Raw genomic sequence first — 22496 nt, forward strand, 5'->3', positions numbered from 1 at the left:
ATCCCCAATTCTTAGGGAGATAAACGACTATGGTTGCGCGCGCCTGGCACCCGGGAAGCTGGCGGGGCCTGCCCATCAGGCAGGTGCCCGAATACCCGGATGCCGCCAAACTCGCCGAGGTGGAGGCCCGTCTGGCGAAATGGCCGCCCCTCGTCTTCGCCGGCGAGGCACGGCGGCTGCAGGCGGCGCTGGCCAGGGCCGGCGCCGGCCAGGGCTTCGTCCTCCAGGGCGGCGATTGCGCCGAGAGTTTTTCCGAGTTCACCGCCAACGTGATCCGCGACACTTTCCGGGTCCTGTTGCAGATGGCTGTCGTCCTGACCTATGGCGGCGGCATTCCGGTGGTGAAGCTCGGCCGCATGGCGGGGCAATTCGCCAAGCCGCGCAGCAGCGAGACCGAGACCAAGGACGGTGTCACGCTCCCCTCCTACCGGGGCGACATCATCAACGGTCCGGAATTCACGCCGGAGGCCCGCATCCCGGACCCGGCGCGGATGGAATTCGCCTATATGCAGTCGGCCGGCACGCTGAACCTGCTGCGCGCCTTCGCCACCGGCGGCTATGCCGACCTGCACCAGGTGCATCGCTGGAATCTCGGCTTCGTCGAGCGCAGCCCGCTCGGCGACCGCTACCAGGATCTGGCGCACCGGATCGACGAGACCCTGACCTTCATGCAGGCCTGTGGCATGTCCGACCTGCCGCAGGTGCAGGAGACGGAATTCTACACCTCCCATGAAAGCCTGCTGCTGCCCTATGAGCAGGCGCTGACCCGCGTGGATTCCACCACCGGCGACCATTATGCCTGCTCCTCCCACTTCCTCTGGATCGGCGACCGCACGCGCCAGCCGGATGGAGCGCATGTGGAATTCCTGCGCGGGGTGAAGAACCCGATCGGCATGAAGGTCGGGCCGAGCATGGACCCGGAGGAGCTGGTCCGCCTGACCGAGATCCTGAACCCGGCCAACACCATGGGCCGCCTCACGCTCATCACCCGCATGGGCGCCGACAAGCTGGAGGCGAAGCTGCCGCCGCTGCTGCGCGCGGTGCAGCGGGCCGGGCGCAACGTCGTCTGGATCAGCGACCCGATGCACGGCAACACCACCACCGTCGGCAGCTACAAGACGCGGCCCTTCGACGCGGTGCTGACCGAGGTCCGGCGCTTCTTCGACTGCCATGCGGCGGAAGGCACCTGGCCGGGCGGGGTGCATGTGGAGATGACCGGGCAGGAGGTGACGGAATGCCTCGGCGGCGCGCATCGCCTGACCGAGGCCGATCTCTCCCTGCGCTACCAGACCTTCTGCGACCCGCGTCTCAACGCCGAGCAGTCGCTGGAACTCGCCTTCCTGATCGCGGCCGAGCTGAAGGCGCGGCGTTCGCCGCTGCAGCCGGCCCAGGCAGCCCAATAATGCCCGGGCGGCCGGGGGCGGAGGCCAGCAACGCGATCATCACGGCGCGGACGGACGCCTATTTCAACCGCACCCGCGCCATCGTGCAGCGCTTCGGCGATTGCCGCGTGACCTATGCGGTGTTCCTGCGCCGCCCGGTGGTCTGTGCGCCACGGCTGATGCTGGATTGGCTGAAGGGTGTCGCCGCCGCGCGCGGCACCGAATTCGAGATCGAGCTGATGCATGCGGAGGGGACCTGGGTCGGCGCCGGCGACCCGATCCTCTATCTCACCGGCTCCTTCGCGGAGCTCTCGGACCTCGAGACGCTATATCTGCAGAAGCTGGGGCCGCCCTGCGTCGCGGCGCACAACGCCTATCAGATGTGCCTGGAACTGCCGCAGGTGGGGTTCCTCGCCATGGATGCGCGGCACTGCGCCGGCTTCGAGATGCAGGAGATGATGGCCTATGCCGCCTCGGTCGGCGGGGAGGCAGCGAAGCGGGAAGGGGCCAAGGGCTTCGTCGGCAACGCCACGGATGCCACGGCACATTGGTTCGGCGCCACCCATGGCTACGGCACCATGCCGCACGCGCTGATCGGCTATGCCGGCAGCACGCTGCGCGCCGCGGAGATGTTCCACGAGACCTATCCGAACGAGCCGCTGACCGTGCTGGTCGATTATTTCGGGCGGGAAGTCACGGACGGCATCGCCGTCTGCCAGCGCTTCCCGGAGCTGGCGGCGGCGGGGAAGCTGGCCTTCCGGCTGGACACGCATGGCGGGCGCTTCCTGGAAGGGCTGGATCCGGCCGAGAGCTACGCGGTGCTGGAACGCCACGCGCCGGGCGCCATCCGCCGCTATCGCAGCGAGACGGAATTGCGCCATCTGGTTGGCACCGGCGTCTCCGCCGCCGCCATCTGGAAGATGCGGGACGAGCTGGATGCGGCCGGCTTCCCGAAGGTGCGCATCGTCGCCTCCTCCGGCTTCGGCGTCGGGAAATGCCGGGTGATGGCGGAAGCGCGGGCGCCGATCGACGTGGTGGGGACCGGCAGCTTCATCCCGGACATCTGGTCCGAGACCTACGCCACCGCCGATATCGTCGCCTATGACGGGGTGCCGCGGGTGAAATTGGGCCGCGAATTCCTGCTGCGCAAGAATGGCGAGCGGAAGCGGAACGGAGGCCACCAGGGCTGACCGGCGGCGGGGTGTCGGTCCCCGGCCGGGAAGCAGAGCGCTCCGCCAGGCAGGGCGGCTGTGCGTGACGCCATCGCGCTTGCATGGGCGCGGCCCCGCTACACGGTCAGCAGCTTTCGCACCTCCTCATCGTCCAGGCTGTCCACCGGCCCGCCCAGCGCCACCTCGCCGCGCACCATCACCGCGATGCGGTCGGCCAGGTCGCGGGCGAATTCATAATACTGCTCCACCAGCACCACGGCGAAATTCTTCTCCCGCGCCAACAGCCGGATGACGCGCGCGATGTCCTTGATGACGTTGGGCTGGATGCCCTCGGTGGGTTCGTCGAGGATCAGCAGGCGGGGGCGGGCGGTAAGCGCCCGGGCGATGGCGAGCTGCTGCTGCTGCCCGCCGGAAAGGTCGCCGCCGCGGCGCCTGAGGAATTGCTTCAGGATGGGAAAGAGGGCGTAGATCTCCTCCTCCGGCACCTTGCTGCCGCGCGGCGCGGCGGCCAGGGCCGTCTCCAGGTTTTCCTGCACCGTCAGGAAGGGAAAGATCTCCCGCCCCTGCGGCACATAGCCGATGCCGGCCCGGGCGCGCTCCGCCGGCGCCATGCCGGCGACGTCGCGGCCTTCCCAGAGGATCTTCCCGCCCTGGATGCGTTCCAGCCCGACGATCGCCCGCATGAGCGAGGATTTGCCGACGCCGTTGCGGCCCAGCACGCAGGTGATCCGGCCCGGATCGGCTTCCAGCGAGACGCCCCGCAGGCAGCGGGAAGCGCCGTAGGACAGGTCGATGCTCTCCACCCTCAGCATCGCAGGATCCTTCAGTTGAGCGGTACGATTCAGACCTCCGCGCCCTGCGGCGCTCCGGTCATCGTACCGCTAGAGCATGATCGGTTGAGGTCGAATCGACCGAAACCGTGAATCACGCGACCGAACAATGAGCTGGAGCGGGGCGGGTGAGCGCAGCTCAACCGATCCCGCTCTAGCGCCCCAGATAGACTTCGATGACCCGCGGGTCGTTCTGCACATGGTCGATGCTGCCCTCGGAGAGCAGCGCGCCCTCGCAGAGTACCGTCACCTTGCTGCCCAGCGCGCGGACGAATTCCAGATCGTGCTCCACCACCACCACGCTGCGCTGGCCGGCGATGCGGACCAGCAGGGCGGCGGTGTGCTCCGTCTCCTGGTCGGTCATGCCGGCCACCGGCTCATCCACCAGCAGCAGCTCCGGGTCCTGCATCAGCAGCATGCCGATCTCCAGCCATTGCTGCTGGCCATGGCTCAGCACGCCGGCGCGGTCATGGGCGCGGGCGGTCAGCCCCACCTCCTCCAGCGTTTGCGCGATGCGGGCGCGGTCGCCGCCGCCCAGCACCCAGCGCAGGCAGGCGACCGGCCCGCGCGGCGCCTTCAGGGCGAGTTCGAGATTCTCGAACACCGTCAGCGCGTCGAACATCGTCGGCTTCTGGAATTTCCGGCCGATGCCGAGATTGGCGATGGTCGCCTCATCCAGCCGCGTCAGGTCGTGGTCGCGGAAGCGGACGACGCCCTCGGTCGGGCGGGTCTTGCCGGTGATGACATCCATCATCGTCGTCTTGCCGGCGCCGTTCGGGCCGATGATGGCGCGCAGCTCTCCGGGGTCGACGATGAGGGAGAGGGAGTTCAGCGCCTTGAAACCGTCGAAGACGACGGAGACGCCGTCGAGGTAGAGCAGCGGCTGCGGCGCGGGGGCGGGGGAGGCGGCGGCGTTCATTTCGGCGCCTTTGTGAACAGGCCGATCAGGCCGCGCGGCAGGAAGAGCGTGACGGCGACGAAGAGGCCGCCCAGCGCAAACAGCCAGAGATCGGGTGCCACCGTGGTCAGCCAGGTCTTCAGCGCATTCACCGAGAAGGCGCCGAGCAGCGCGCCGACCAGCGTGCCGCGGCCGCCCACCGCCACCCAGATGACCGCCTCGATGGAATTGCCCGGGCTGAATTCGCCGGGGTTGATGATGCCCACCTGCGGCACGTAGAGCGCGCCGGCGAGGCCGGCCAGCACGGCGGAGAGGACGAAGACGAAGAGCTTGTGCTGCGTCACGTCATAGCCGAGGAAGCGCACCCGGCTCTCTGCATCCCGGATCGCCACCAGCACCCTTCCGAGCTTGGAGCGGGTGATGACGCTGCAGAGCCAGAGCGAGAGCACCAGCAGCACCAGGGAGGCGTAGAACAGCACCGAACGGGCATTCGGCGTGTTCAGCGGCATGCCCAGCAGCTCCTTGAAATCGGTGAAGCCGTTATTGCCGCCGAAGCCCATGTCGTTGCGGAAGAAGGCCAGCATCAGCGCGTAGGTCAGCGCCTGGGTGATGATGGAGAGGTAGACGCCGGTGATGCGGCTGCGGAAGGCGAGGTAGCCCACCACCAGCGCCAGCAGCCCCGGCACCGCCATGGCCATGAGGATGGCGAAGGGGAAGTGGTCGAAACCCAGCCAGTACCAGGGCAGCTTCTGATAGCCGAGGAAGACCATGAAATCCGGCAGCACCGGATGGCCATAGACGCCGCGCGGCCCGATCAGCCGCATCAGATGCATGCCGATGGCATAGCCGCCGAGGGCGAAGAAGGCGCCATGGCCGAGGGAGAGGATGCCGGCATAGCCCCAGGCCAGGTCGATGGCGAGCGCCAGCACCGCGTAGGTGATCCACTTGCCGGAGACGCTGACCACGAAATCCGAAACATGCAGCGCGCTCTCCGCCGGCATCCGGTTCAGCACCGGCAGCAAAGCGAGGAGCAGGATGGCGCCGGCCAGCACCAGGCGCAGGGTCATCCGGCCGGCTGCCGCCGGCGCCGGGGGTGCGAGGGTGGCGCTCACGATTCCGCAGCCCTTCCCTTGAGCGCGAAGAGGCCTTTCGGCCGGCGCTGGATGAACAGCATGATGGCGACCAGGACGCAGACCTTGGCGAGCACCGCGCCGGCATAGGGCTCCAGCACCTTGTTCACCACGCCGAGGGTCAGCGCGCCGACCAGCGTGCCGGCCAGCGAGCCGACGCCGCCGAACACCACCACCATGAAGCTGTCGATGATGTAGCCGGTGCCGAGATTGGGCGAGACATTGTCGATCTGGCTGAGCGCGACGCCGGCAAGCCCGGCCAAGCCCGACCCGAAGGCGAAGGTCATGGCGTCCACCCTTCCGGTGCGGATGCCCATGGTGGCGGCGATGCGGCGGTTCTGCACCACCGCCCGCATCTCAAGGCCGAAGCGGGTGAAGCGGATGGCGGCGACCACCAGCAGCAGCACGAAGATGCCGAAGACGATGATCCAGAGCCGGTTCTGCGTCATCGCGATGCCGCCGGGAAAGGTCAGCGTGCCCTGCATCCAGGAGGGGCTGGTCACTTCCCGGTTCTGCGCCCCGAAGGCGAGGCGGACCGCCTGCTGGATGATCATGCCGACGCCGAAGGTCATCAGCAGCGTCTCCAGCGGACGGCCATAGAGGTGGCGGATCAGCCCGCGCTCCAGCGCCGCGCCGGCCAGCGCGGTGACGAGGAAGGCAGCGGGCACGGCCAGCGGCAGGGACCAGGGCGCCAGCCAGGGGATGCCGCGGCACAGCTCCTGCACCACGAAGGTGGCATAGGCGCCGAGCATGACGAATTCGCCATGCGCCATGTTGATCACGCCCATGACGCCGAAGGTGACGGCCAGCCCCAGCGCCGCCAGCAGCAGCACGGAGCCGAGGGAGAGGCCCTGGAACAGCGTCTCCACCGCCCGGCGCACCGCCAGGCGCTGCTCGATGGCAGCGATGGAGACGTCGATGGCGGTGGCGAGGTCCGGGTTGGCGGCGCGCGCCTCGATCAGCAGGGCGCGGGCCTCGGTGGTGGCGGCGGTGCCGAGCCGGGCGACGGCGTCGCGCTTCGCCGCCGCGTCATCGGCGCGGAGCTGCGACGCGGCGAGCGCCAATTCGAGCTGGGCACGGATCCCCGGATCGGTCTCCTTCGCCAGCGCCGCGTCCAGCAGCGGCACGTTTTCCGGCGCCGGGCTGCGGAACACCGCCTCCGCCGCCTGCCGCCGCGCCTCGGCATCAGGCGAGAGGAGCTGCAGCCGGCCGAGCGCCCCGCGCAGCGCCTGGCGGACGCGGTTGTTGATGCGCACCGCCTCCGCCCCCGTGGCGTCGCCGGGCTGGCCGGTGGCGGCATCCCTGCCGTCCGGCAGCAGCACTGTGCCGGCGGGGGTGCGGCGCAACTGCCCGTCCTGCAGCGCCTGCAGCAGCGGAATGGCGCGTGGGTCGCCCAGGGCGCCGAGGCGCTCCACCACCTCCGCGGTCTGGCCGAATCCCTCGCCGAGTCCGGCGAGGGCGGAGGCGAAGCGGTCCTGCGCCGCGGCCGGCCAGGCCAGCAGCAAGGCGAGGAAAAGCCCGAGGAGGTGACGTCGCATGATCTCTCTTGGAACAAGGTCGGCGCCGGGCCGCAACCCGGCGCCTTTCTTTCCGCCTGTCTAGCGGCGGCGGTTCGCATTCTCCGGGATGAAGGGCGACCAGTTCTCCGCCTTCACCGCATTCGGCGTCTTCCAGACGATGTTGAACTGGCCATCCGCCTGCACCTCGCCGATCAGCACCGGCTTGGAGAGGTGGTGGTTCGGCAGCATCTCCTCCTCGAAGCCGCAGGGCGCCATCAGCTTCTGCCCGATCAGCGCCGGCGTCACCTGCGCCACGGCCGGGGTGCCGGCCTTCTGCACTGCCTGCATCCACATGCGGAAGCCGGTATAGGTGGCCTCCATCGGGTCGTTGGTGACGCGCTTCGGGTTCTTGATGTAGGCCTGCCAGAGCTTCTTGAATTCCTCGTTCGGCGTGCCGGGGACGGACATGAAGTAGTTCCACGCCGCCAGATGGCCGACCAGCGGCCTGGTGTCGATGCCCGCCAGCTCCTCCTCGCCGACCGAGAAGGCGACGCAGGGGATATCCTCCGCCTTGATGCCCTGGTTGCCCAGCTCCCGGTAGAAGGGGACGTTGGCATCGCCGTTGATGGTGGAGACGATGGCGGTCTTCTTGCCCTCGCCGGCGAAGCGCTTCACCCGGGCGACGATGCCCTGCCAATCGGAATGGCCGAAGGGGGTGTATTCCTCCATGATGTCGGCATTGGCGATGCCCTTGGAGTTGAGGAAGCCGCGCAGGATGCGGTTGGTGGTGCGCGGATAGACATAGTCCGTGCCGAGCAGGACGATGCGCTTCGCCTCGCCGCCATCGGCGCTCATCAGGTATTCCACCGCCGGGATCGCCTGCTGGTTCGGCGCCGCGCCGGTGTAGAAGATGTTCGGGCTCTCCTCCTCGCCCTCATACTGCACCGGGTAGAAGAGCAGGCCCTTCAGCTCCTCGAACACCGGCAGCACGGATTTGCGGGAGACCGAGGTCCAGCAGCCGAAGGTGACATCCACCTTGTGCACCTGCAGCAGCTCGCGCGCCTTCTCGGCGAAGAGCGGCCAGTTGGAAGCGGGATCGACCACGACCGCTTCCAGCTTCCGGCCCAGCACGCCGCCCTGGGCATTGGCCCATTCCACCATCATCAGCACGGTGTCGCGCAGCGCCGTCTCGGAAATGGCCATGGTGCCGGAGAGGGAATGCAGCACGCCGATCTTGATCGGCGCGCCCTGCGCCCAGGCCGGGCGGATGGCGGGCAAGGCCAGCGCGCTGCCGAGGCCGGACAGCGCGGCCCGGCGGGTGAAGGTGGGGGTAGTCGAGGACATCGCTTTCCTTCCTGTTCTGGCCTTGGCGGCAGGCAGCCGCACCACCCCGGCGGGTGAGGGATGCGGTACGGCTTTGCGAGATGCGTGCCAGGACAAAAACGGCCTGCAGCCGGGCCTTGCCGCGGTGCTGCCCAAGCCTTGGGCATTGCGCTGCCATTCCGGCCTGATGCTGCGCCGCACCGGGGCACGCAATGCACGGCGCCCCGGCGTGATACGGGCTTTTCACAAAGGCTTACCGCGCCTTCGGCCTTGGAATGCGCTGTCCGGTACCGGAACGTCAGGCGGCTTTGGCCGGCCGGTTCACCAGCCAGAGCCCGGCCACCACCAGCAGCACGGCCAGGCCGAAGAGCGGCCCGAGCCGATCCCCCAGCAGCACCGCCCCGGCCAGCACGCCGAAGACGGGCGAGAGCACTGAGAAGGCGGCAAGGCGGGAGGCGGAGTAGCGGGAGACCAGCCGGAACCAGGCGAGATAGCTGATGCCGGCGATCGCCACCGCCTGGTAGAGGAAGGCGGCCGTCACCAGCGGCGTCAGGTGCAGCGTCCACCTCTCCCCCAGCAGCGGGGAGGCGAGCAGCAGCAGCGGCGCCGAGACGCCAAGCTGGTAGAGCAGCATGGTCTGCGGCAGGGCACGCCGCAGACGGCTGGCCTTCACCAGCACCGTCGTCATGCCCCAGAGCACGCCGCCGAAGAGGCAGAGCGCATCGCCCAGCAGCGCCTCCGGCCCCGCCGGCACCAGCAGCCCGTCAGCGAAGGCCAGCAGCAGCCCGGCGAAGGCGACCAGCAGGCCGAACGCCTTGGCGTGGGTCAGCCGGTCCTCCGGGATCAACAGATGCGCGCCGATGGCGACGAAGAAGGGCGCGCCATAGATGAAGATGATGGCGCGAGAGGCGGTGGTGAGCCCGACCCCGACATAGAAGGCGATGAACTCCACCGCGAAGATGCTGCCCGTCAACAGGCCGAGCGGCAGCGTCCCGTCCCGCCGCCAGGCGCCGAAGCCGAGCCGGCGCCAGCGGCACCAGGCGAGCAGGGTGGCGGTCCCGACCAGGCTGCGCAGCCCGGCCAGCAGCACGGGCGGAATGCCCTGGCCCGCCACCTTCATCGCCACCGTGTTCAGCCCCCAGACCAGGCAGAGCAGCAGCATGAGGGCGACCGCCGCGGGCGGCAGCGCGCCCCCTGCGGCCGAGTCGCGGGGCGAATCCGGCATGACGGCAGGGTGGGGCGCGGCCCGTGCCGCGTAAAGCCCGGCCAGGGGCAGCTTCCTCTGGCCCTGGCCAGGGGCCTCGGGCATCCTGCGCCGGCGTGGCCGGCACCGGGCGCGCCGCACGCAGCAGGATGGAGCCCCGCCATGGCGCTGAAGGCCGCCATCATCCCCGTCACCCCCTTCGAGCAGAATTGCGCGCTGCTCTGGGAGGAAGGCACGGGCAAGGGCGTCGTCATCGACCCGGGTGGGGAGGTGGAACGGATCCAGGCCGCCATCGGCGAGCTGCGCATCGGCGTGGAGCGCATCCTGCTGACCCACGGGCATCTGGACCATGCCGGCGGCGCGACAGCGCTGCAGGCGGCGCTGCCGGGCACGCCGCCCATCATCGGCCCGGATCGGCGCGACCAGTTCCTGCTGGAGTCACTGGAAGCCCAGGGCGCGAAATACGGCCTCGAGATGCAGAACGCCACCCCCGACCAGTGGCTGTCGGAGGGCGATACCGTCGAGATCGGCGGCGAAAGCTTCGGCGTGCTGCACTGCCCGGGGCATACGCCGGGGCATGTGGTCTTCGTCTCCACCGCGCTGCGGGTGGCGCTGGTGGGAGATGTGCTGTTCCGCGGCTCCATCGGCCGGACGGATTTCCCCTATGGCGACCATGCCGCGCTGCTGGCCGCCATCCATGGCAAGCTGCTGCCGCTGGGGGACGACATGCAATTCCTCTGCGGCCACGGGCCGGGTTCGACCTTCGGGCATGAGAGGCTGCGGAACCCGTTCCTCCGGGGGGCGTAGGCGCGATCGCCGGAGGCCCCGGAGCCTGAGCCGGGAGCACGCGCGAATGGATCATCCCCGGAGCATGATCCGGTCCCTGGCGCTCACGGCGCGTTGTCGAGCCGCGGGCTTCACGCTTGCGGTGACGCCACCGGAAGCGATCACGCCCCAGGCGGCGGCCGCCGGCGGAAGACGCTGCGGAACTCCGCCCGTTGCACCAGCGCCAGCACCAGCAAAGCGAGGACGGCCAGCAGCAGGATCAGCAGGGTGGTGGACATGGCGGCGATCTCCCTTCCTGAGAAAGCGCCGCCGCGGCCGGCGGTTCGCTCAGTAGGCGCCGGCCCAGCCATCGCGGCGCGGATCGCTGGCGGCCATGCGCACGCCATTCTCCAGCAGGCGGATGGCGGCGACGCTGCACGGCCCTTCCAGCGGCGGCACCACCTTCACCTGGTGGCCCATCGCCGCCAGGGCCGGCGCCGCCTCGGCCAGCCCCTGCTCCAGCGTCAGCGTGGCGTCGCCGCCATGCGGGTAATTCGCCGCCTGGCCGGGCTGGCTGCTGGTCCAGCGCGGGGCTTCCACCGCCTGCTGCGGGTCCAGCCCGAACACCGCCATGGCGACCAGCACCTGCATATTGATCTGCACCTGGTTGTCCGCCCCCGGCGTGCCGAAGACGGCCCAGGGCCTGCCGTCCCGCAGCACGATTGGCGCGTTCATCGTGTGTCGCACCCGCATCCCCGGCCGCAGCAGATTGGCGTGGCCCGGGTTGAGGTGCCAATAGGCCATGCGGTTGTTCAGCAGCACGCCGGTATCGCCCGCCGTCACGCCGCTGCCGAAGGCGGAGTTCAGCGACTGGATGGCGGAGACGACATTGCCCGCTGCATCCGCGACGCAGAAATAGGTGGTGTCGCTCTCCACCATGTCCCGCACCGGCAGCGAGGCGGCGCGCTGCGGGTCGATGGCGGCGGCATGGGACGCGGCGTGGTCGGCGGAAAGCAGCTTTTCCAGGGGAATGGCGGCGCCGCGCGGGTCGCGCCCATGCGTCTCGCGGTCCAGGAAGGCGCGCTTCTTCGCCTCCACCATCAGGTGGATCAGCGCCGCGCTGTCCCGGCCCAGCGCCTGCAGGTCGAAGCGCTCCAGGATGCGGAGCATCTGCAGGAAGGTGAAGCCGGTGGAATTCGGCGGCGTCTGCCGCAGGGTGAAGCCGCGCCAGGGCATTTCGAGGGGGGCCTGGATCTCCGCCGCGCAGGCGGCGAGGTCCGCCGCCGCCACCAGCCCGCCGGCAGCGGCGAGGCCGACCGCCAGGCGCCGCGCCAGGGCGCCACGATAGAAGCCTTCCGCCCCGTCTCGCGCCAGCGTGCCCAGCGTCTCCGCCAATTCCGGCTGCACCACCAGCGCGCCGAGCGGCGGCGGCGCGCCGCCATGCAGGAAGCGCGCTGCGCTGCCGGCATCGGCCAGCAGACGCGCCCGCATCTCGCCTGCGAAATGCCGATAGGTATGGGTTGTGGCGAAACCTTCCCGCGCCGCTTCCTCGGCCGGCGCCACCAGCCTGGCCCAAGGCAGGCTGCCATGCCGCGCATGCAGCAGCGCCAGCCCGGCCACCAGCCCTGGCGTCTGCACGCTCAGCGGGCCGATAGCCGGGATACCGCCAAGGGCGCGGTACCGCTCCGCCGTGGCGGCCCCCGGCGCCGCGCCGGTGGCGTTCACGCACGACGCCCCGCCGCCCGCCAGGCAAAGATGGAGGAATCCATCCCCGCCAATGCCCGACATATGCGGTTCCACCACCCCAAGGGTGAGGGAGGTGGCAATGGCGGCATCCGCCGCATTGCCACCCGCCCGCAGCGCATCCAGCCCCGCCTGGGTGGCGACCGGATGGTTGCTGGCGACGGCGCCGCGCCGGCCCATGATCAGCGGCCGGTGGCTGCGCAAAGCCGGATGCATGCGGACCTCCCCGAAGAACAGGCGAAGGTGAGCATGCAGGCGGCCGGACGGAAAGCCCCGGCGCGCCGGGCCCGGGAGCGCAGCTCACGCGCCGGGATGACAGGCCGGGCCGGGATCCGCGCTTCCGTCCGCGCGGCAGGATCTAGGCCGCGGCCTGCCGCCCGGTGTGCCGGCCTTCGCGGAACTCCTCGACCATCTTCCGGCTGAAGGCCGGGATGTCGTCCGGCTTGCGGGAGGTGACGAGGCCCTGGTCGGTGACGACCTGCTCATCCACCCATTGCGCGCCGGCATTGGTCAGATCCGTGCGCAGGGACGGCCAGCTCGTCACCCGCCGCCCACGCACCCCGCCGGCATCGATCAGCGTCCAGGGCCCATGGCAGATCGCCGCAATGGGCTTTTTCTCCTGCACGAAGTGCCGGACGAATTCGATGGCCTTGGGCTGCAGCCGGAGCTGGTCCGGATTCACCACCCCGCCCGGCAGCAGCAGCGCGGCGTAATCCGCCGGCGCCGCCTGGTCCAAGGCGCGGTCCACCTGAATGGCGTCGCCCTTTTCCAGATGGTTCCAGCCCTGAATGGTGCCCGGCTTCGGCGCCACCACATGCACTTCGGCGCCTTCCTCGCGTAGCACCTTCACCGGCTCGGTCAGCTCCACCTGTTCCACGCCATCGGTTGCCAGCACGGCGACCCGGCAGCCTTGCAATGCATTCGCCATACCGCTCTCCCTATCGCTCGGCGCCGCGTTCCACCTCGCCCACCGCCTTCGTCACCTCGGCGATGCTGGCGAATTCCTGGTCCGGCATGGCGTTGATCACCGCCATGACGTCCTGCTCGGCGTCGTTCTTCTTCGCCTGCTGCACCAGGTCCCGCTTCTGCGCCGGGAAGTGGATGCCCTTCAGGTGATGCGTGATATTGGCGGGGCTCTGCCCGCCGAGGCCTCTGGTCATGGCTCTCTCCCTGCTTTGGTGGCCGGAGAACGGCTGCCAGGCCGCGGGGTTGCCCCGCCGGCGCTTGCTTGACGCCGCGCCGCACATTGCCGAACCTGCGGCAAAACGAGGAGGAAACCGATGCCCACGCGACGCAGCGCCCTGGTCGGGGCAGGGGCCATGCTGGCGCTGCCGGCACGGGCCCAGGCCCCGTGGCCGGAGAAGCCCATTCGCCTGCTGGTCGGCTTCCCGGCCGGCGGCCCCACGGATTTCGCCGCCCGCGTCCTGCAGGACGCGCTGCAGCAGGTCTGGGGCCAGCCTTTGGTCATCGAGAACCGGCCCGGCGCCAGCCAGGTGATCGCGGCGGAAGCGGTGGCGAAATCCCCGCCCGATGGCTACACGCTGCTGCTCTGCACCAGCAACCTGACCACCAACCCGGCGGTCTTCGCGCGCCTGCCCTATGACACGCTGCGCGACTTCACCCCGATCGTCATCATCTACTCCTCCCCCACCGTGCTCTTCGTCGGGGAGAATTCGCCCTACCGCGACGTGCGGGACGTGATCGCGGCGGCGAAGCAGCAACCGGGCATGGCCGCCGCCACCTCCGGCGTCGCCACCTCCGGCCATTTCGCGACGGAGATGTTCATGCGGGCGGCCGGCATCGAGCTGACGCATGTGCCCTATCGCGGCGCGCCGCCCGCCTTGCAGGATGTGATGACGGGGCGGGTGCCGATCACCTTCTCCACCCTGTCCGGCGCAATCGGCCTGGCGCGGGAGGGCAAGCTGAAGCCCATCGCCATCGCCGCGCCGCGCCGCACGCCGTCCTTCCCGGATGTGCCGACCATGGCGGAGCAGGGGGTGGAGATCCGCGATACCTCCCCCTGGTACAGCTTCGTCGGCCCGGCCGGGATGCCGGCGGCAATCGTCAACCGCATGGCCGCCGATGTGCAGACGCTGCTGAAGCGACCGGATATCATCAACCGCATCGAGAGCAGCGGCGGCATCGTCGAGGGGGAAGGGCCGGTGGAATTCCGCGCCCGCATCCCGCGCGAGATCGCCATCAACACGGATGTGGCGCGCGCCGCCAACATCCATATCGAGTAGCCAGGACCAGACCGACATGCGCATGCAGGCCGCCATCATGTTCGAGCAGGGCAAGCCCCGCCCCTACGCCACCAGCAATGCGCTGGTGATCGAGGAGGTGGAGCTGGAAGGCCCCGGCCCGGGCGAGATCCTGATCGAGGTCGCCGCCGCCGGCCTCTGCCATTCCGACCTTTCGGCCATCGAGGGCATCAGGCCGCGGCCGCTGCCGGTGGTGATCGGGCATGAGGGCGCCGGCATCGTGCGGGAGGTGGGGCAGGGCATCACCGACCTGAAGCCGGGCGACCATGTCATCACCGTCTTCGTCGCCTCCTGTGGCTCGTGCCGCAACTGCGTGCGCGGGCGGCCGAATATCTGCCTGGCGGGCGGCGCGGCGCGGGCGGCGGGGACGCTGCTCTCCGGGGCGAAGCGGATCAGCCGGCTGAATGGCGAGAAGATCAACCACGGCTCCGGCCTGTCGCTCTTCGCGCAATATGCGGTGGTGGGGCGGCGCTCCGCGGTGAAGATCGACCCGAGCGTGCCGCTGGAGGATGCCGCCATCTTCGGCTGCGCGGTGATGACCGGCGCGGGCGCGGTGCTGAACACGGCGGGCATGCGGGCGGGCGATACCATCGCCGTGGTCGGCCTCGGCGGCGTCGGCATGAATGCGCTGTTCGCCGCGGTGGCGGGCGGGGCGGAGCGGATCATCGCCATCGATACCAGCGAGCAGAAATTGGGCCTCGCCCGGCAATGGGGCGCGACCGACACCTTCCTCGCCACCGACAAGGATGTGGTGGAACAGGTGAAGGCGGCGACGGATGGCGGGGTGGACACCGTCATCGAGACGGCGGGGAACATCAAGGCGATGGAGCTGGCCTATGCCGTGCTCTGCCGCGGCGGGCGCGTCGTGAGCGCGGGGCTGCCGGCGCAGGGGGCGGATTTCTCCTATATGCATGCCGGGCTCGTCTCGGATGAGAAGAGCATCCTCGGCAGCTACATGGGGAGCTGCATCGCGGAGCGGGACATTCCGCGCTTCCTTGGCATGTATCAGCGCGGCAAGCTGCCGGTGGGCTCGCTGAAGAGCGGCTTCCTGCCGCTTGCCGAGATCAATGCCGGCTTCGACCGGCTGGCGGAGGGCCAGGTGCTGCGCCAGGTGCTGCGGCCGAACATGTAGGTGCAGGCATGTCTCCCTCCCCCGCTTTGCGGGGGAGGGTTGGGGTGGGGGTGTGCGATGCAGCCGAAGGATTCCGCGCTACAGCGCCACGCCCGTGCCATGCGCCGGGAGGCAACGCCGCCGGAGCGCCTGCTATGGCGGATGCTGCGGAACGCCACATTGGGCGTGCGATTCCGGCGGCCAACATCCCATTCCGCCCTACGTCGCGGATTTCGCCTGTGTTTCGGCGAGGCTTGTCGTCGAGATCGACGGCTGGACGCATGCCGATCCGGTTGCGGATGTTGAGCGGGAGGCCGCGTTGCACGCCCAGGGCTGGCACGTGCTCCGCTTCTGGAACAACGAGGTGATGGCCAACCCCGAAGGCGTCGTGCAGGCGATCCAGGCAGCGCTGGCCCGGCACCTGTCACCCCCGCCCTGACCCTCCCCCGCAGAGCGGGGGAGGGAAGCGGCGGTCACACGACCCGGAAGTTCTTGAACTGCCAGGGGTCTTCGCGGTCCAGATCCTCCGGGAAGAGCTCCTCCCGGTCCTGCAGCGGGGTCCAGTCGGCATATTCGCCGACCACCTCGCCCAGATAGGGGCGCATGATCTCCATGCAGCGCGCATGGTCGATCTCATCCGCCTCCACGATGCCGGCGCGCGGATTCTCCAGCGCCCAGACCAGCCCCGCCAGCACCGCCGCCGTCACCTGCAGGGAGGTGGCGTTGTTGTGCGGCACCAGCGCCCGCGCCTCCTCGATGCTCAGCCGCGAGCCGTACCAGTAGGCGCCCTTCGCGTGCCCCATCAGCAGCACGCCGAGCTCGTCGATGCCGGAGGTGATCTCCTCCATCATCAGGCGCTTCTGCGGCTGCATCCCCCAGTTCTTGCCGGCGAGCTCGTGCACGGACAGCACGGCATCGTCGCAGGGGTGGTAGGCGTAATGCGCCGTCGGCCGGTAGCGCACCGCGCCCGAGGCATCCCGCACCGTGTAGTAGTCGGCCAGCGAGATCGCCTCGTTATGGGTGATCAGGAAGCCGTGGAACGGCCCCTCCAGCGGCGTCCAGCTGCGGACGCGGGTGGAGGCGCCGGGACGGGCCAGCCAGATCGCCGCATCGCAGCCGAAATCATGGCGGTTGCCGTCCAGCGGCAGCGCCTTCTCATGGCTGCCCCAGCCCAGCTCGGAGGGCTGGCAGCCCTCGCCGACGAAGCCGTCGATCGACCAGGTGTTGACGAACTCGCCCCGCGCCTTGGGACGGTCCGCCACCTGGGTGTCGCGCTCGGCGATATGGATCACCTTCACGCCCAGCCGCTCGGCCAGCGCTCCCCAGCCCGCCTGGTCGGTCGGCACCACCAGGTCCAGCTCCAGGTCGCGGGCGAGGTTCAGCAGCGCCTCCTTCACCAGGTGGGAGACGAGGCCGGGATTGGCGCCATGCGTCAGCACCGCGGTCGGGCCGCCCTTGGCGCCACGGCGCAGCGCCCGCGCGCTCTCGCGCAGCGCGTAGTTGGAGCGCTGGGAGGGCGTGAGCGAGGGGTCGGTATAGCCGCCGGCCCAGGGCTCGATGCAGGTGTCGAGGTAGAGGGCGCCGATCTCCTGGCACAGTTCGATAAGCGCGACGGAGGAGACATCGACCGAGAGGTTCAGCAGGAAGTCGCCCTTTTGCAGCTCCGGCACCAGCACGTCCTTGTAGTTCTCGCGGGTCACCGGCTGCTGCAGGAAGCGGATGCCGTATTCGGCCGCCACCTCGCGCCCGCGGGGCTCCGCGGTGATGATGGTGATGCGGTCGCGCGGCATCTTGATGTGGCGCAGGATGAGCGGCAGCACGCCCTGGCCGATGCTGCCGAAGCCAAGCATCACCAGGCGGCCGGAGAAGGAAGCGTGGATCATAACAGGGTCCTCCAGGGCACGCGTCAGAGATGCCCGCCGGCCGGGGTGGCTGGCGGGGTGGCAACGCCTGACTTCACAGGCTGGTTGAGGGGGAGCTCTGCTCCTCCTCAAACTCCCCTCGCAAAGGGCCGAAAGGCCCTTTGAGCCCTTGCGTTTTGGAGCCGACGGGCGCGACGCAACCCCCTCGGGTTCCAAAGGCCCTTCGGCCTCTGGCGGGGTGAGCGCGAGAGGGCGTCGTGCCGTAAGGCGCGCCTTACGGCACGACGCCCTCTCGAAACGTCACAGCAGCGGCGCGTCCCGCACCTCGACCAGCCGCGCCCGGTCGAAGCCGTTGAAGCTCGTCCGCAGGCAGGCGCCATAAGCGCCGAGCTGGCCGATCTCGATCCAGTCGCCTTCCCGAACATCCTCGGGCAGCCAGAAGGGCCCGTTCATGCGGTCGGCGCTGTCGCAGGTGGGGCCGAACAGCATGAAGCCGCGCTGCCCCTCCGCCATCTCGCCTTCCGGCCGGATCAGCCGCACCGGGAAGGCGAAGCCCGGCAGCCCGGCGTCGGACAGCGCGCCGTAGATGCCGTCATTCACATAGAGCGCATCGCCGCGGCGCTGCTGCACCTGCACGACGACGCTGCCACCGGCGGCGACCAGCGCCCGGCCGGGCTCCGCCCACAGCTCCGCGCCCGGCAGGTCCAGCGCCTCGAACCCCGCCTCGATCTCGGCGAAGAAGGCGCCGAGCGGCAGCGGCCGGGTGTCCTCATAGGCCACCGGGAAGCCGCCCCCGACATCGACGATCTCCACCGCCACGCCGGCGGCGCGGATCACCTTCCCGGCCAGCGCCAGCGCCTCCCGCCAGGCCAGCGGATCCAGGCACTGGGAGCCGACATGGAAGGAGAGGCCGAGCCGCTTCGCCTGCGGCCGGGCCGCGCACAGCAGCGCCACCGCCGCCTCCGGCGCCGCGCCGAATTTGCCGGAGAGGTCATAGACCGCCCGGCCTTTCGGCAGCGCCAGCCGCACGACGAGGCCCAGCTCGCCGGCGTCGCCGCCGGTCTCCGCCACGATCTTCGCCAGCTCATCGGCGGTGTCGAGGACGAAGTCGCGCACCCCATGCCGGGTCCAGGCCTCGCGGATGGCGCCGCGGGACTTCACCGGGTGCATGAAGTGGATCTCCGCCTCCGGGAACAGGGTGCGCACCAGCGCCACCTCCGCCGCCGAGGCGCAGTCGAAATGCCGCACCCCGCCTGCCCAGACCGCGCGCAGCACGGCGGGCTCGGGGTTGCACTTCACCGCATAGAGCGTCTTGCCCGGAAAGCCTTGCACGAAGGCGCCGCTGGCGGCGGCGATCACCCCCGGGCGCAGGCAATGCATCGGCTCCTCCGGCCGCTCCACCGCGACCAGATCATCGACCTTGGGCAGCACCGGATCCGCGGCCTCGAAGCGGCGGCGGAGGGGGGAGACGGCGGTGCGGGCGCGCAGCAGGCTCATCAGGCAGTCCTCACGGCATCGCGGCCGCGCTTTCGGCGCGTTGCGACCAGGAAGTCGAATGGAGACAGGGGCCTTGCGGCCCCGGGCTTCAGGCGATGCGGTGGGGTGTCACCGCCGCGATGCGTCTCAACAGCATGGGCAATCCCTCACGACCCCGCCCTTTCGGACGGCATGGACGAAAAGGACGCGTCCCGTCGTTGCTGTGCAGGGCGAAGGCCCGCTCGCGGCACGTGCGATGGCGTCAGCCGCCCCCGGGGAGGCGACGGCCGGAGAAATAGTGGGTCCCTGCGGGAAATGCCATGTTTTTTTTCAGGGGGAAGGGCGAATTTCCGGCATGGCTACCGGAGCCCTCCGGGTATGGCCGGAATCTTATCGGCCAACCCCTTCCCGGGCGCCCTGCAGCGCCCCCTGGAGCGCCAGGTACTCCCAGACCAGGGTGGCGGCGGCCAGGGCGGTGATCTCCGCATGGTCATAGGCGGGCGCCACTTCCACCACATCCATGCCGACGAATTGGCAGCCGCCGAGCCGGCGGAAGATCGCCTGGGCCTGCCAGCTCGCCAGCCCGCCGATCTCCGGCGTGCCGGTGCCGGGGGCGAAGGCGGGGTCCAGGCAGTCGATATCGAAGCTGAGATAGGCCGGCTCCGCCCCCAGCACCGCGGCGATGCGCGCGGCCAGCGCCACCGGCCCCAGCTCCTGCGCCTCCTGCCCCGTCACGATCGTCACGCCCTGGGCCTTGGTCCAGTCCCAGGTGCCGCGATCGACCGGGGAGCGGATGCCGACCTGGATCATCCGCCGCGGATCGACCAGCTTCTCGTTCAGCGCATGCCAGAAGACCGAGCCATGGGCGAGGGGCTGGCCGAAATTGGTCTCCCAGGTATCCAGATGCGCGTCGAATTGCACCAGGCCGAGCGGGCGCCCCAGCCGCTTCGCCGCGGCGCGCAGCAGCGGCAGGGTGACGCTGTGCTCCCCGCCCAGCGCCATCAGGTGGGCATGCCGCGCCGCCTGCGCCTCGATCAGCTTCAGGCTGCCCGCCAGGTCGCCCAGGGCGATGGCGAATTCCCCCACATCCACCAGATCCATATGCTGCGGATCGGTCCAGTGATGCGGGTGGATGCCATCCACCAGCATGCGGCTGGCGCGGCGGATGGCGCCCGGCCCGTCCCGCGTGCCGGCGCGGTTGGTGGTGCCGAGATCCAGCGGAATGCCGGCGACCGCATAGGTCGCCGTGCCGTCCCGCTGCGCCCGGCCCAGGAAGCCCGGCGCGGTGGCGAAGGTGGGAATGCCGGCCATGCGTTCACCCATATGCCATGTATTGCACAAGCACCGCCGGCACCCCGTGGCGGCGCCCGGCTACTTCACCGAGGAGAAGGCGGTGGGCGCAAGGAAAAGGTTCTCCACCGAGGCCACGATCTGCCCGCTTTCCTCGGTCTTCGCCCGCTTGGTCAGCCATTCCGGGTCGGCGGCGAAGGCGTTCCACTTCTGCTCCCGCTCCGCCAGGCTGTCCCAGGCCAGCATGTAGTAGAGGTCCTGGTTGGAGGAGCCGACCAGCACCGTCCAGAACCCGGCCTGCTTGATGCCGTGCTTCTCCCACAGCTTCAGGGTGATGGTGTTGAAGCGGTCCAGCAGCGCGGGCAGCCGGCCGGGGACGCAGTGATAGATGCGAAGCTCGTAGACCATCTCGTTCTCCCTCCCATCTGGGCATCGGATGCTACCGCCATTGGCGGACATGCCATAGTGGCCCGATGGAGATGCTTCCCGATCTCGGCACGCGGCAGCTTCAGGCGGTGCTGGCGGTGGCGGAGGAGCGCAGCTTCGTCGCCGCCGCGGCGCGGCTGCGCCTCTCCCAGCCGGCGCTGACCCGGGTGGTGCAGCGCGTGGAGGATGTGCTGGGCGTCGCGCTGTTCGAGCGCAGCACGCGCCGGGTGGCGCTGACCGTGGCGGGGCGGGAATTCGTCGCGGTGGCGGAGCGGGTGCTGAATGATCTGCGCATCGCCGGCCGTTCCCTGCGGGAGCTGGCGGAGGAGCAGCGGGGGCAGGTGATCCTGGCCTGCATCATGTCCGTCGCCGCCGGCCCCTTGCCGAAGCTGCTGGCCGAATGGCGGGCGACGCGGCCGGGGGTGGAGCTGCATCTGCGCGAGGGCGTGCATGGCGACGTGGTGGAGGCGGTGCGGAGCGGCGTCGCCGATCTCGGCGTCACCTATCTGGAGGCGCTGCCGGAAGGGGTGGCGGGGGAGGCGCTGGGCGAGGCCCGCTTCCGTGCCGTGCTGCCCCCCGGCCACCCCCTGGCGGAGGCGCCGCGGGTGAGCCTGGCGGCGCTGGCGGCGGAGCCGCTGATCTCCTTCCCTGCCGAGGCCCGCACCCGCCGGCTGCTGGATGGCGCCGCAGCGGCGGCGGGGGTGGCGCTGCGGCATGCGGCGACGGTGACGCAATTCGCCACCATGCTGGCGCTGGTGCGGGCGGGGATCGGCATCGCCATCGTGCCGGCGGGGGCGGTGCCGGCGGAGTCCGGCCTGGTGCTGCGGGATCTGGCGCCGCCCGGGCTGAAGCGCGCCATCGGCATCGTCACCCTGACGGGGCGGGAGCTGGCGCCGCCGGCGGCCGGGTTGCGCGAGTTGCTGCGGGGATTGATGCGCCAAATGCAAGAATAATCGGCAACACCCGGTATCTGGCAAGAGCCGCGATGGCGGCGCAGGATGCGGGGCAGGGAGGGCACGCCATGTCCATCGCCACCGCCGTTGAAGCCGGCACCGATCTCGTCGAATACTATTTCGCGCAAGGCTGGACCGACGGCCTGCCCGTGGTGCCGCCGACCCAGGCCAAGGTGGAGGCCTTCATCGCCGCCCTGGGCGGCGAGCCCGACCATGTGGAGGGCAAGGTCGCGCCGCGCTGGGGCGTGCTGACGCGCGAGGTGCTCGCCATCAACGCCGTCATGGCCGGCTGCCTGCCGGACTATGCGCCGGTGCTGCGCGCCGCCATGCAGGCGCTGATGGACCCGCTGTTCAACCTCAACGGCGTGCAGGCGACGACGCATATGGCGGCGCCGCTGGTCATCGTGAACGGGCCGGCGGCGCGCGCCATCGGCATGAATGGCGGCGCCAACGCCTTCGGCCCCGGCAACCGCGCCAACGCCACCATCGGCCGCGCCATCCGCCTGATGATGCTGAATGTCGGCGGCGCGCATCCGCCGGACCTCGACAAATGCACCCTCGGCAACCCGGCGAAGTACAGCTACGCCATCTGCGAGAACGAGGCGCAATCGCCCTTCGCCCCCTACCATGTCGAGCATGGCTGGAAGCCGGAGGACAGCACGGTGTTTGCCATGGCGGCGGAGGCGCCGCACAGTGTCACCGACCACCAGTGCAACGACCCGGAGGGCATCCTCGACACCATCTGCTCGGCGATGAGCACCATCGCCAGCAACAACGCGGTGCTGTCCGGCCATTGCGCCGTGGCGCTGGGGCTGGAACATGCGCGGACCATCGCCAAGCATGGCTGGAGCCGCAGCGATATCCGCCACTATCTGTGGATGCATAGCGGCAATGCCTTCCGCCTGATCAGCCGCGACCACCGCTACGGCCGCGTGTACAACCGCAACCTGCCGAAATGGGTGAAGCGGGAGCCCGAGAGCCGCATCCCCATCGTGCCGAGCCCGGACAACATCCATCTGTTCGTGGTGGGCGGCGATGCCGGGCGCTTCTCCGCCTTCATCCCCGGCTGGGGGCATATGAACACGCCGGTGACGAAGCCGGTGGGCGAGAGCGTGGCGCCGGACGGGCCGGACTGCGCCGGCGGCGTCTGCGCCATCTGATTCATTCCCCA

22 protein-coding genes are annotated in these 22496 nt (G+C 69.9%); 9 read left to right on the plus strand and 13 right to left on the minus strand.

Annotation, left to right across the window (positions count from 1 at the left end):
• Positions 1-29 precede the first annotated feature (29 nt).
• Entirely contained in the window at positions 30-1403 is a 1374-nt protein-coding gene (locus tag E5N76_RS10455) for a class II 3-deoxy-7-phosphoheptulonate synthase (RefSeq protein ID WP_149537243.1), read from the plus strand.
• Entirely contained in the window at positions 1403-2572 is a 1170-nt protein-coding gene (locus tag E5N76_RS10460; RefSeq protein ID WP_149537244.1) for a beta/alpha barrel domain-containing protein, read from the plus strand. The genes E5N76_RS10455 and E5N76_RS10460 overlap by 1 nt, the downstream gene beginning before the upstream one ends.
• Before the next feature lie 98 nt (positions 2573-2670).
• Here the strand turns inward: E5N76_RS10460 and urtE are convergent, their stop codons facing one another.
• From urtE to E5N76_RS10490, 6 genes are all read right to left on the minus strand, one after another.
• Complete coding sequence (gene urtE, locus E5N76_RS10465) at positions 2671-3366, minus strand: urea ABC transporter ATP-binding subunit UrtE (RefSeq protein ID WP_149537245.1); 696 nt, start codon at positions 3364-3366, stop codon at positions 2671-2673.
• Positions 3367-3538: 172 nt separating this feature from the next.
• Entirely contained in the window at positions 3539-4303 is a 765-nt protein-coding gene (gene urtD, locus E5N76_RS10470; RefSeq protein ID WP_149537246.1) for an urea ABC transporter ATP-binding protein UrtD, read from the minus strand.
• Entirely contained in the window at positions 4300-5349 is a 1050-nt protein-coding gene (gene urtC / locus E5N76_RS10475; RefSeq protein WP_149537425.1) for an urea ABC transporter permease subunit UrtC, read from the minus strand. Before urtC ends, urtD begins: the two co-directional genes overlap by 4 nt.
• A gap of 41 nt (positions 5350-5390) precedes the next feature.
• Positions 5391-6950 carry an urea ABC transporter permease subunit UrtB gene (gene urtB / locus E5N76_RS10480; protein ID WP_149537247.1) on the minus strand — a complete coding sequence of 520 codons (1560 nt, stop codon included), beginning with the start codon at positions 6948-6950 and terminating at the stop codon, positions 5391-5393.
• A gap of 60 nt (positions 6951-7010) precedes the next feature.
• The gene (gene urtA, locus E5N76_RS10485; protein ID WP_149537248.1) at positions 7011-8255 is read right to left on the minus strand and encodes an urea ABC transporter substrate-binding protein; all 1245 of its coding nucleotides are present in this window, start codon (positions 8253-8255) and stop codon (positions 7011-7013) included.
• Between the two features lie 277 nt (positions 8256-8532).
• Positions 8533-9459 carry a DMT family transporter gene (locus E5N76_RS10490; protein WP_149537249.1) on the minus strand — a complete coding sequence of 309 codons (927 nt, stop codon included), beginning with the start codon at positions 9457-9459 and terminating at the stop codon, positions 8533-8535.
• 141 nt (positions 9460-9600) lie between these two features.
• Here E5N76_RS10490 and E5N76_RS10495 point away from each other — a divergent pair, with 141 nt between their 5' ends.
• The gene (locus E5N76_RS10495) at positions 9601-10245 is read left to right on the plus strand and encodes an MBL fold metallo-hydrolase (protein ID WP_149537250.1); all 645 of its coding nucleotides are present in this window, start codon (positions 9601-9603) and stop codon (positions 10243-10245) included.
• Positions 10246-10551: 306 nt separating this feature from the next.
• On the opposite strand, the gene ggt is transcribed toward E5N76_RS10495, so the two are convergent.
• From ggt to E5N76_RS10510, 3 genes are all read right to left on the minus strand, one after another.
• Positions 10552-12162, minus strand: coding sequence for a gamma-glutamyltransferase (gene ggt, locus E5N76_RS10500; protein WP_149537251.1), 1611 nt, complete (start codon positions 12160-12162; stop codon positions 10552-10554).
• Between the two features lie 142 nt (positions 12163-12304).
• Complete coding sequence (locus E5N76_RS10505; protein WP_149537252.1) at positions 12305-12874, minus strand: type 1 glutamine amidotransferase domain-containing protein; 570 nt, start codon at positions 12872-12874, stop codon at positions 12305-12307.
• Between the two features lie 10 nt (positions 12875-12884).
• Positions 12885-13106 carry a DUF2795 domain-containing protein gene (locus tag E5N76_RS10510; RefSeq protein ID WP_149537253.1) on the minus strand — a complete coding sequence of 74 codons (222 nt, stop codon included), beginning with the start codon at positions 13104-13106 and terminating at the stop codon, positions 12885-12887.
• Positions 13107-13226: 120 nt separating this feature from the next.
• Between E5N76_RS10510 and E5N76_RS10515 the strand changes: the two genes are divergently transcribed.
• From E5N76_RS10515 to E5N76_RS10525, 4 genes are read left to right on the plus strand one after another with little or no spacing between them, the layout of a single operon-like run.
• Positions 13227-14189, plus strand: a complete 963-nt coding sequence (locus E5N76_RS10515; RefSeq protein ID WP_149537254.1) for a Bug family tripartite tricarboxylate transporter substrate binding protein — start codon at positions 13227-13229, stop codon at positions 14187-14189.
• Between the two features lie 16 nt (positions 14190-14205).
• Positions 14206-15339 (plus strand): zinc-dependent alcohol dehydrogenase family protein, encoded by a 1134-nt coding sequence (locus tag E5N76_RS10520; RefSeq protein WP_149537255.1) that lies wholly within the window; start codon positions 14206-14208, stop codon positions 15337-15339.
• Positions 15340-15396: 57 nt separating this feature from the next.
• Positions 15397-15624, plus strand: coding sequence for a DUF559 domain-containing protein (locus E5N76_RS31250; RefSeq protein ID WP_328593058.1), 228 nt, complete (start codon positions 15397-15399; stop codon positions 15622-15624).
• Complete coding sequence (locus tag E5N76_RS10525; RefSeq protein ID WP_268921298.1) at positions 15530-15757, plus strand: endonuclease domain-containing protein; 228 nt, start codon at positions 15530-15532, stop codon at positions 15755-15757. The genes E5N76_RS31250 and E5N76_RS10525 overlap by 95 nt, the downstream gene beginning before the upstream one ends.
• A 34-nt stretch (positions 15758-15791) precedes the next feature.
• Here the strand turns inward: E5N76_RS10525 and E5N76_RS10530 are convergent, their stop codons facing one another.
• The 4 genes from E5N76_RS10530 to E5N76_RS10545 form a co-directional block, all read right to left on the minus strand.
• Positions 15792-17201 carry a homospermidine synthase gene (locus E5N76_RS10530; protein ID WP_149537256.1) on the minus strand — a complete coding sequence of 470 codons (1410 nt, stop codon included), beginning with the start codon at positions 17199-17201 and terminating at the stop codon, positions 15792-15794.
• A 279-nt stretch (positions 17202-17480) separates the two neighbouring features.
• On the minus strand, positions 17481-18677 hold the full coding sequence (locus E5N76_RS10535) for a type III PLP-dependent enzyme (protein WP_149537257.1): 1197 nt from the start codon (positions 18675-18677) through the stop codon (positions 17481-17483).
• Between the two features lie 369 nt (positions 18678-19046).
• Positions 19047-19979: an agmatinase gene (gene speB / locus E5N76_RS10540; protein ID WP_207791936.1), complete on the minus strand. Its 933-nt coding sequence runs from the start codon at positions 19977-19979 to the stop codon at positions 19047-19049.
• 48 nt (positions 19980-20027) lie between these two features.
• Complete coding sequence (locus tag E5N76_RS10545) at positions 20028-20354, minus strand: NIPSNAP family protein (RefSeq protein ID WP_149537258.1); 327 nt, start codon at positions 20352-20354, stop codon at positions 20028-20030.
• A gap of 65 nt (positions 20355-20419) precedes the next feature.
• On the opposite strand from E5N76_RS10545, the gene E5N76_RS10550 reads away from it, so the two are divergent.
• The gene (locus tag E5N76_RS10550; RefSeq protein WP_149537259.1) at positions 20420-21325 is read left to right on the plus strand and encodes a LysR family transcriptional regulator; all 906 of its coding nucleotides are present in this window, start codon (positions 20420-20422) and stop codon (positions 21323-21325) included.
• A 68-nt stretch (positions 21326-21393) separates the two neighbouring features.
• A complete protein-coding gene (locus tag E5N76_RS10555; protein ID WP_149537260.1) occupies positions 21394-22485 on the plus strand; it encodes a hypothetical protein in 1092 nt (363 codons plus the stop codon).
• Positions 22486-22496: the final 11 nt, after the last annotated feature.

It is taken from the genome of Siccirubricoccus phaeus (assembly GCF_008360935.1).
GTDB classification, from domain to species: domain Bacteria; phylum Pseudomonadota; class Alphaproteobacteria; order Acetobacterales; family Acetobacteraceae; genus Siccirubricoccus; species Siccirubricoccus phaeus.

Coding starts and splice junctions, on each gene's coding strand:
- E5N76_RS10510 (WP_149537253.1), bottom strand. CDS start 13,106: ATGACCAGAGGCCTCGGCGGGCAGAGCCCCGCCAATATCACGCATCAC.
- E5N76_RS10520 (WP_149537255.1), top strand. CDS start 14,206: ATGCGCATGCAGGCCGCCATCATGTTCGAGCAGGGCAAGCCCCGCCCC.
- E5N76_RS10555 (WP_149537260.1), top strand. CDS start 21,394: ATGTCCATCGCCACCGCCGTTGAAGCCGGCACCGATCTCGTCGAATAC.
- E5N76_RS10545 (WP_149537258.1), bottom strand. CDS start 20,354: ATGGTCTACGAGCTTCGCATCTATCACTGCGTCCCCGGCCGGCTGCCC.
- E5N76_RS10550 (WP_149537259.1), top strand. CDS start 20,420: ATGGAGATGCTTCCCGATCTCGGCACGCGGCAGCTTCAGGCGGTGCTG.
- E5N76_RS10495 (WP_149537250.1), top strand. CDS start 9,601: ATGGCGCTGAAGGCCGCCATCATCCCCGTCACCCCCTTCGAGCAGAAT.
- E5N76_RS10515 (WP_149537254.1), top strand. CDS start 13,227: ATGCCCACGCGACGCAGCGCCCTGGTCGGGGCAGGGGCCATGCTGGCG.
- E5N76_RS10505 (WP_149537252.1), bottom strand. CDS start 12,874: ATGGCGAATGCATTGCAAGGCTGCCGGGTCGCCGTGCTGGCAACCGAT.
- urtC (WP_149537425.1), bottom strand. CDS start 5,349: ATGACCCTGCGCCTGGTGCTGGCCGGCGCCATCCTGCTCCTCGCTTTG.
- urtB (WP_149537247.1), bottom strand. CDS start 6,950: ATGCGACGTCACCTCCTCGGGCTTTTCCTCGCCTTGCTGCTGGCCTGG.
- E5N76_RS10535 (WP_149537257.1), bottom strand. CDS start 18,677: ATGAGCCTGCTGCGCGCCCGCACCGCCGTCTCCCCCCTCCGCCGCCGC.
- E5N76_RS10530 (WP_149537256.1), bottom strand. CDS start 17,201: ATGATCCACGCTTCCTTCTCCGGCCGCCTGGTGATGCTTGGCTTCGGC.
- E5N76_RS31250 (WP_328593058.1), top strand. CDS start 15,397: ATGCAGCCGAAGGATTCCGCGCTACAGCGCCACGCCCGTGCCATGCGC.
- ggt (WP_149537251.1), bottom strand. CDS start 12,162: ATGCATCCGGCTTTGCGCAGCCACCGGCCGCTGATCATGGGCCGGCGC.
- E5N76_RS10490 (WP_149537249.1), bottom strand. CDS start 9,459: ATGCCGGATTCGCCCCGCGACTCGGCCGCAGGGGGCGCGCTGCCGCCC.
- speB (WP_207791936.1), bottom strand. CDS start 19,979: ATGGGTGAACGCATGGCCGGCATTCCCACCTTCGCCACCGCGCCGGGC.
- E5N76_RS10455 (WP_149537243.1), top strand. CDS start 30: ATGGTTGCGCGCGCCTGGCACCCGGGAAGCTGGCGGGGCCTGCCCATC.
- urtE (WP_149537245.1), bottom strand. CDS start 3,366: ATGCTGAGGGTGGAGAGCATCGACCTGTCCTACGGCGCTTCCCGCTGC.
- E5N76_RS10460 (WP_149537244.1), top strand. CDS start 1,403: ATGCCCGGGCGGCCGGGGGCGGAGGCCAGCAACGCGATCATCACGGCG.
- urtD (WP_149537246.1), bottom strand. CDS start 4,303: ATGAACGCCGCCGCCTCCCCCGCCCCCGCGCCGCAGCCGCTGCTCTAC.
- urtA (WP_149537248.1), bottom strand. CDS start 8,255: ATGTCCTCGACTACCCCCACCTTCACCCGCCGGGCCGCGCTGTCCGGC.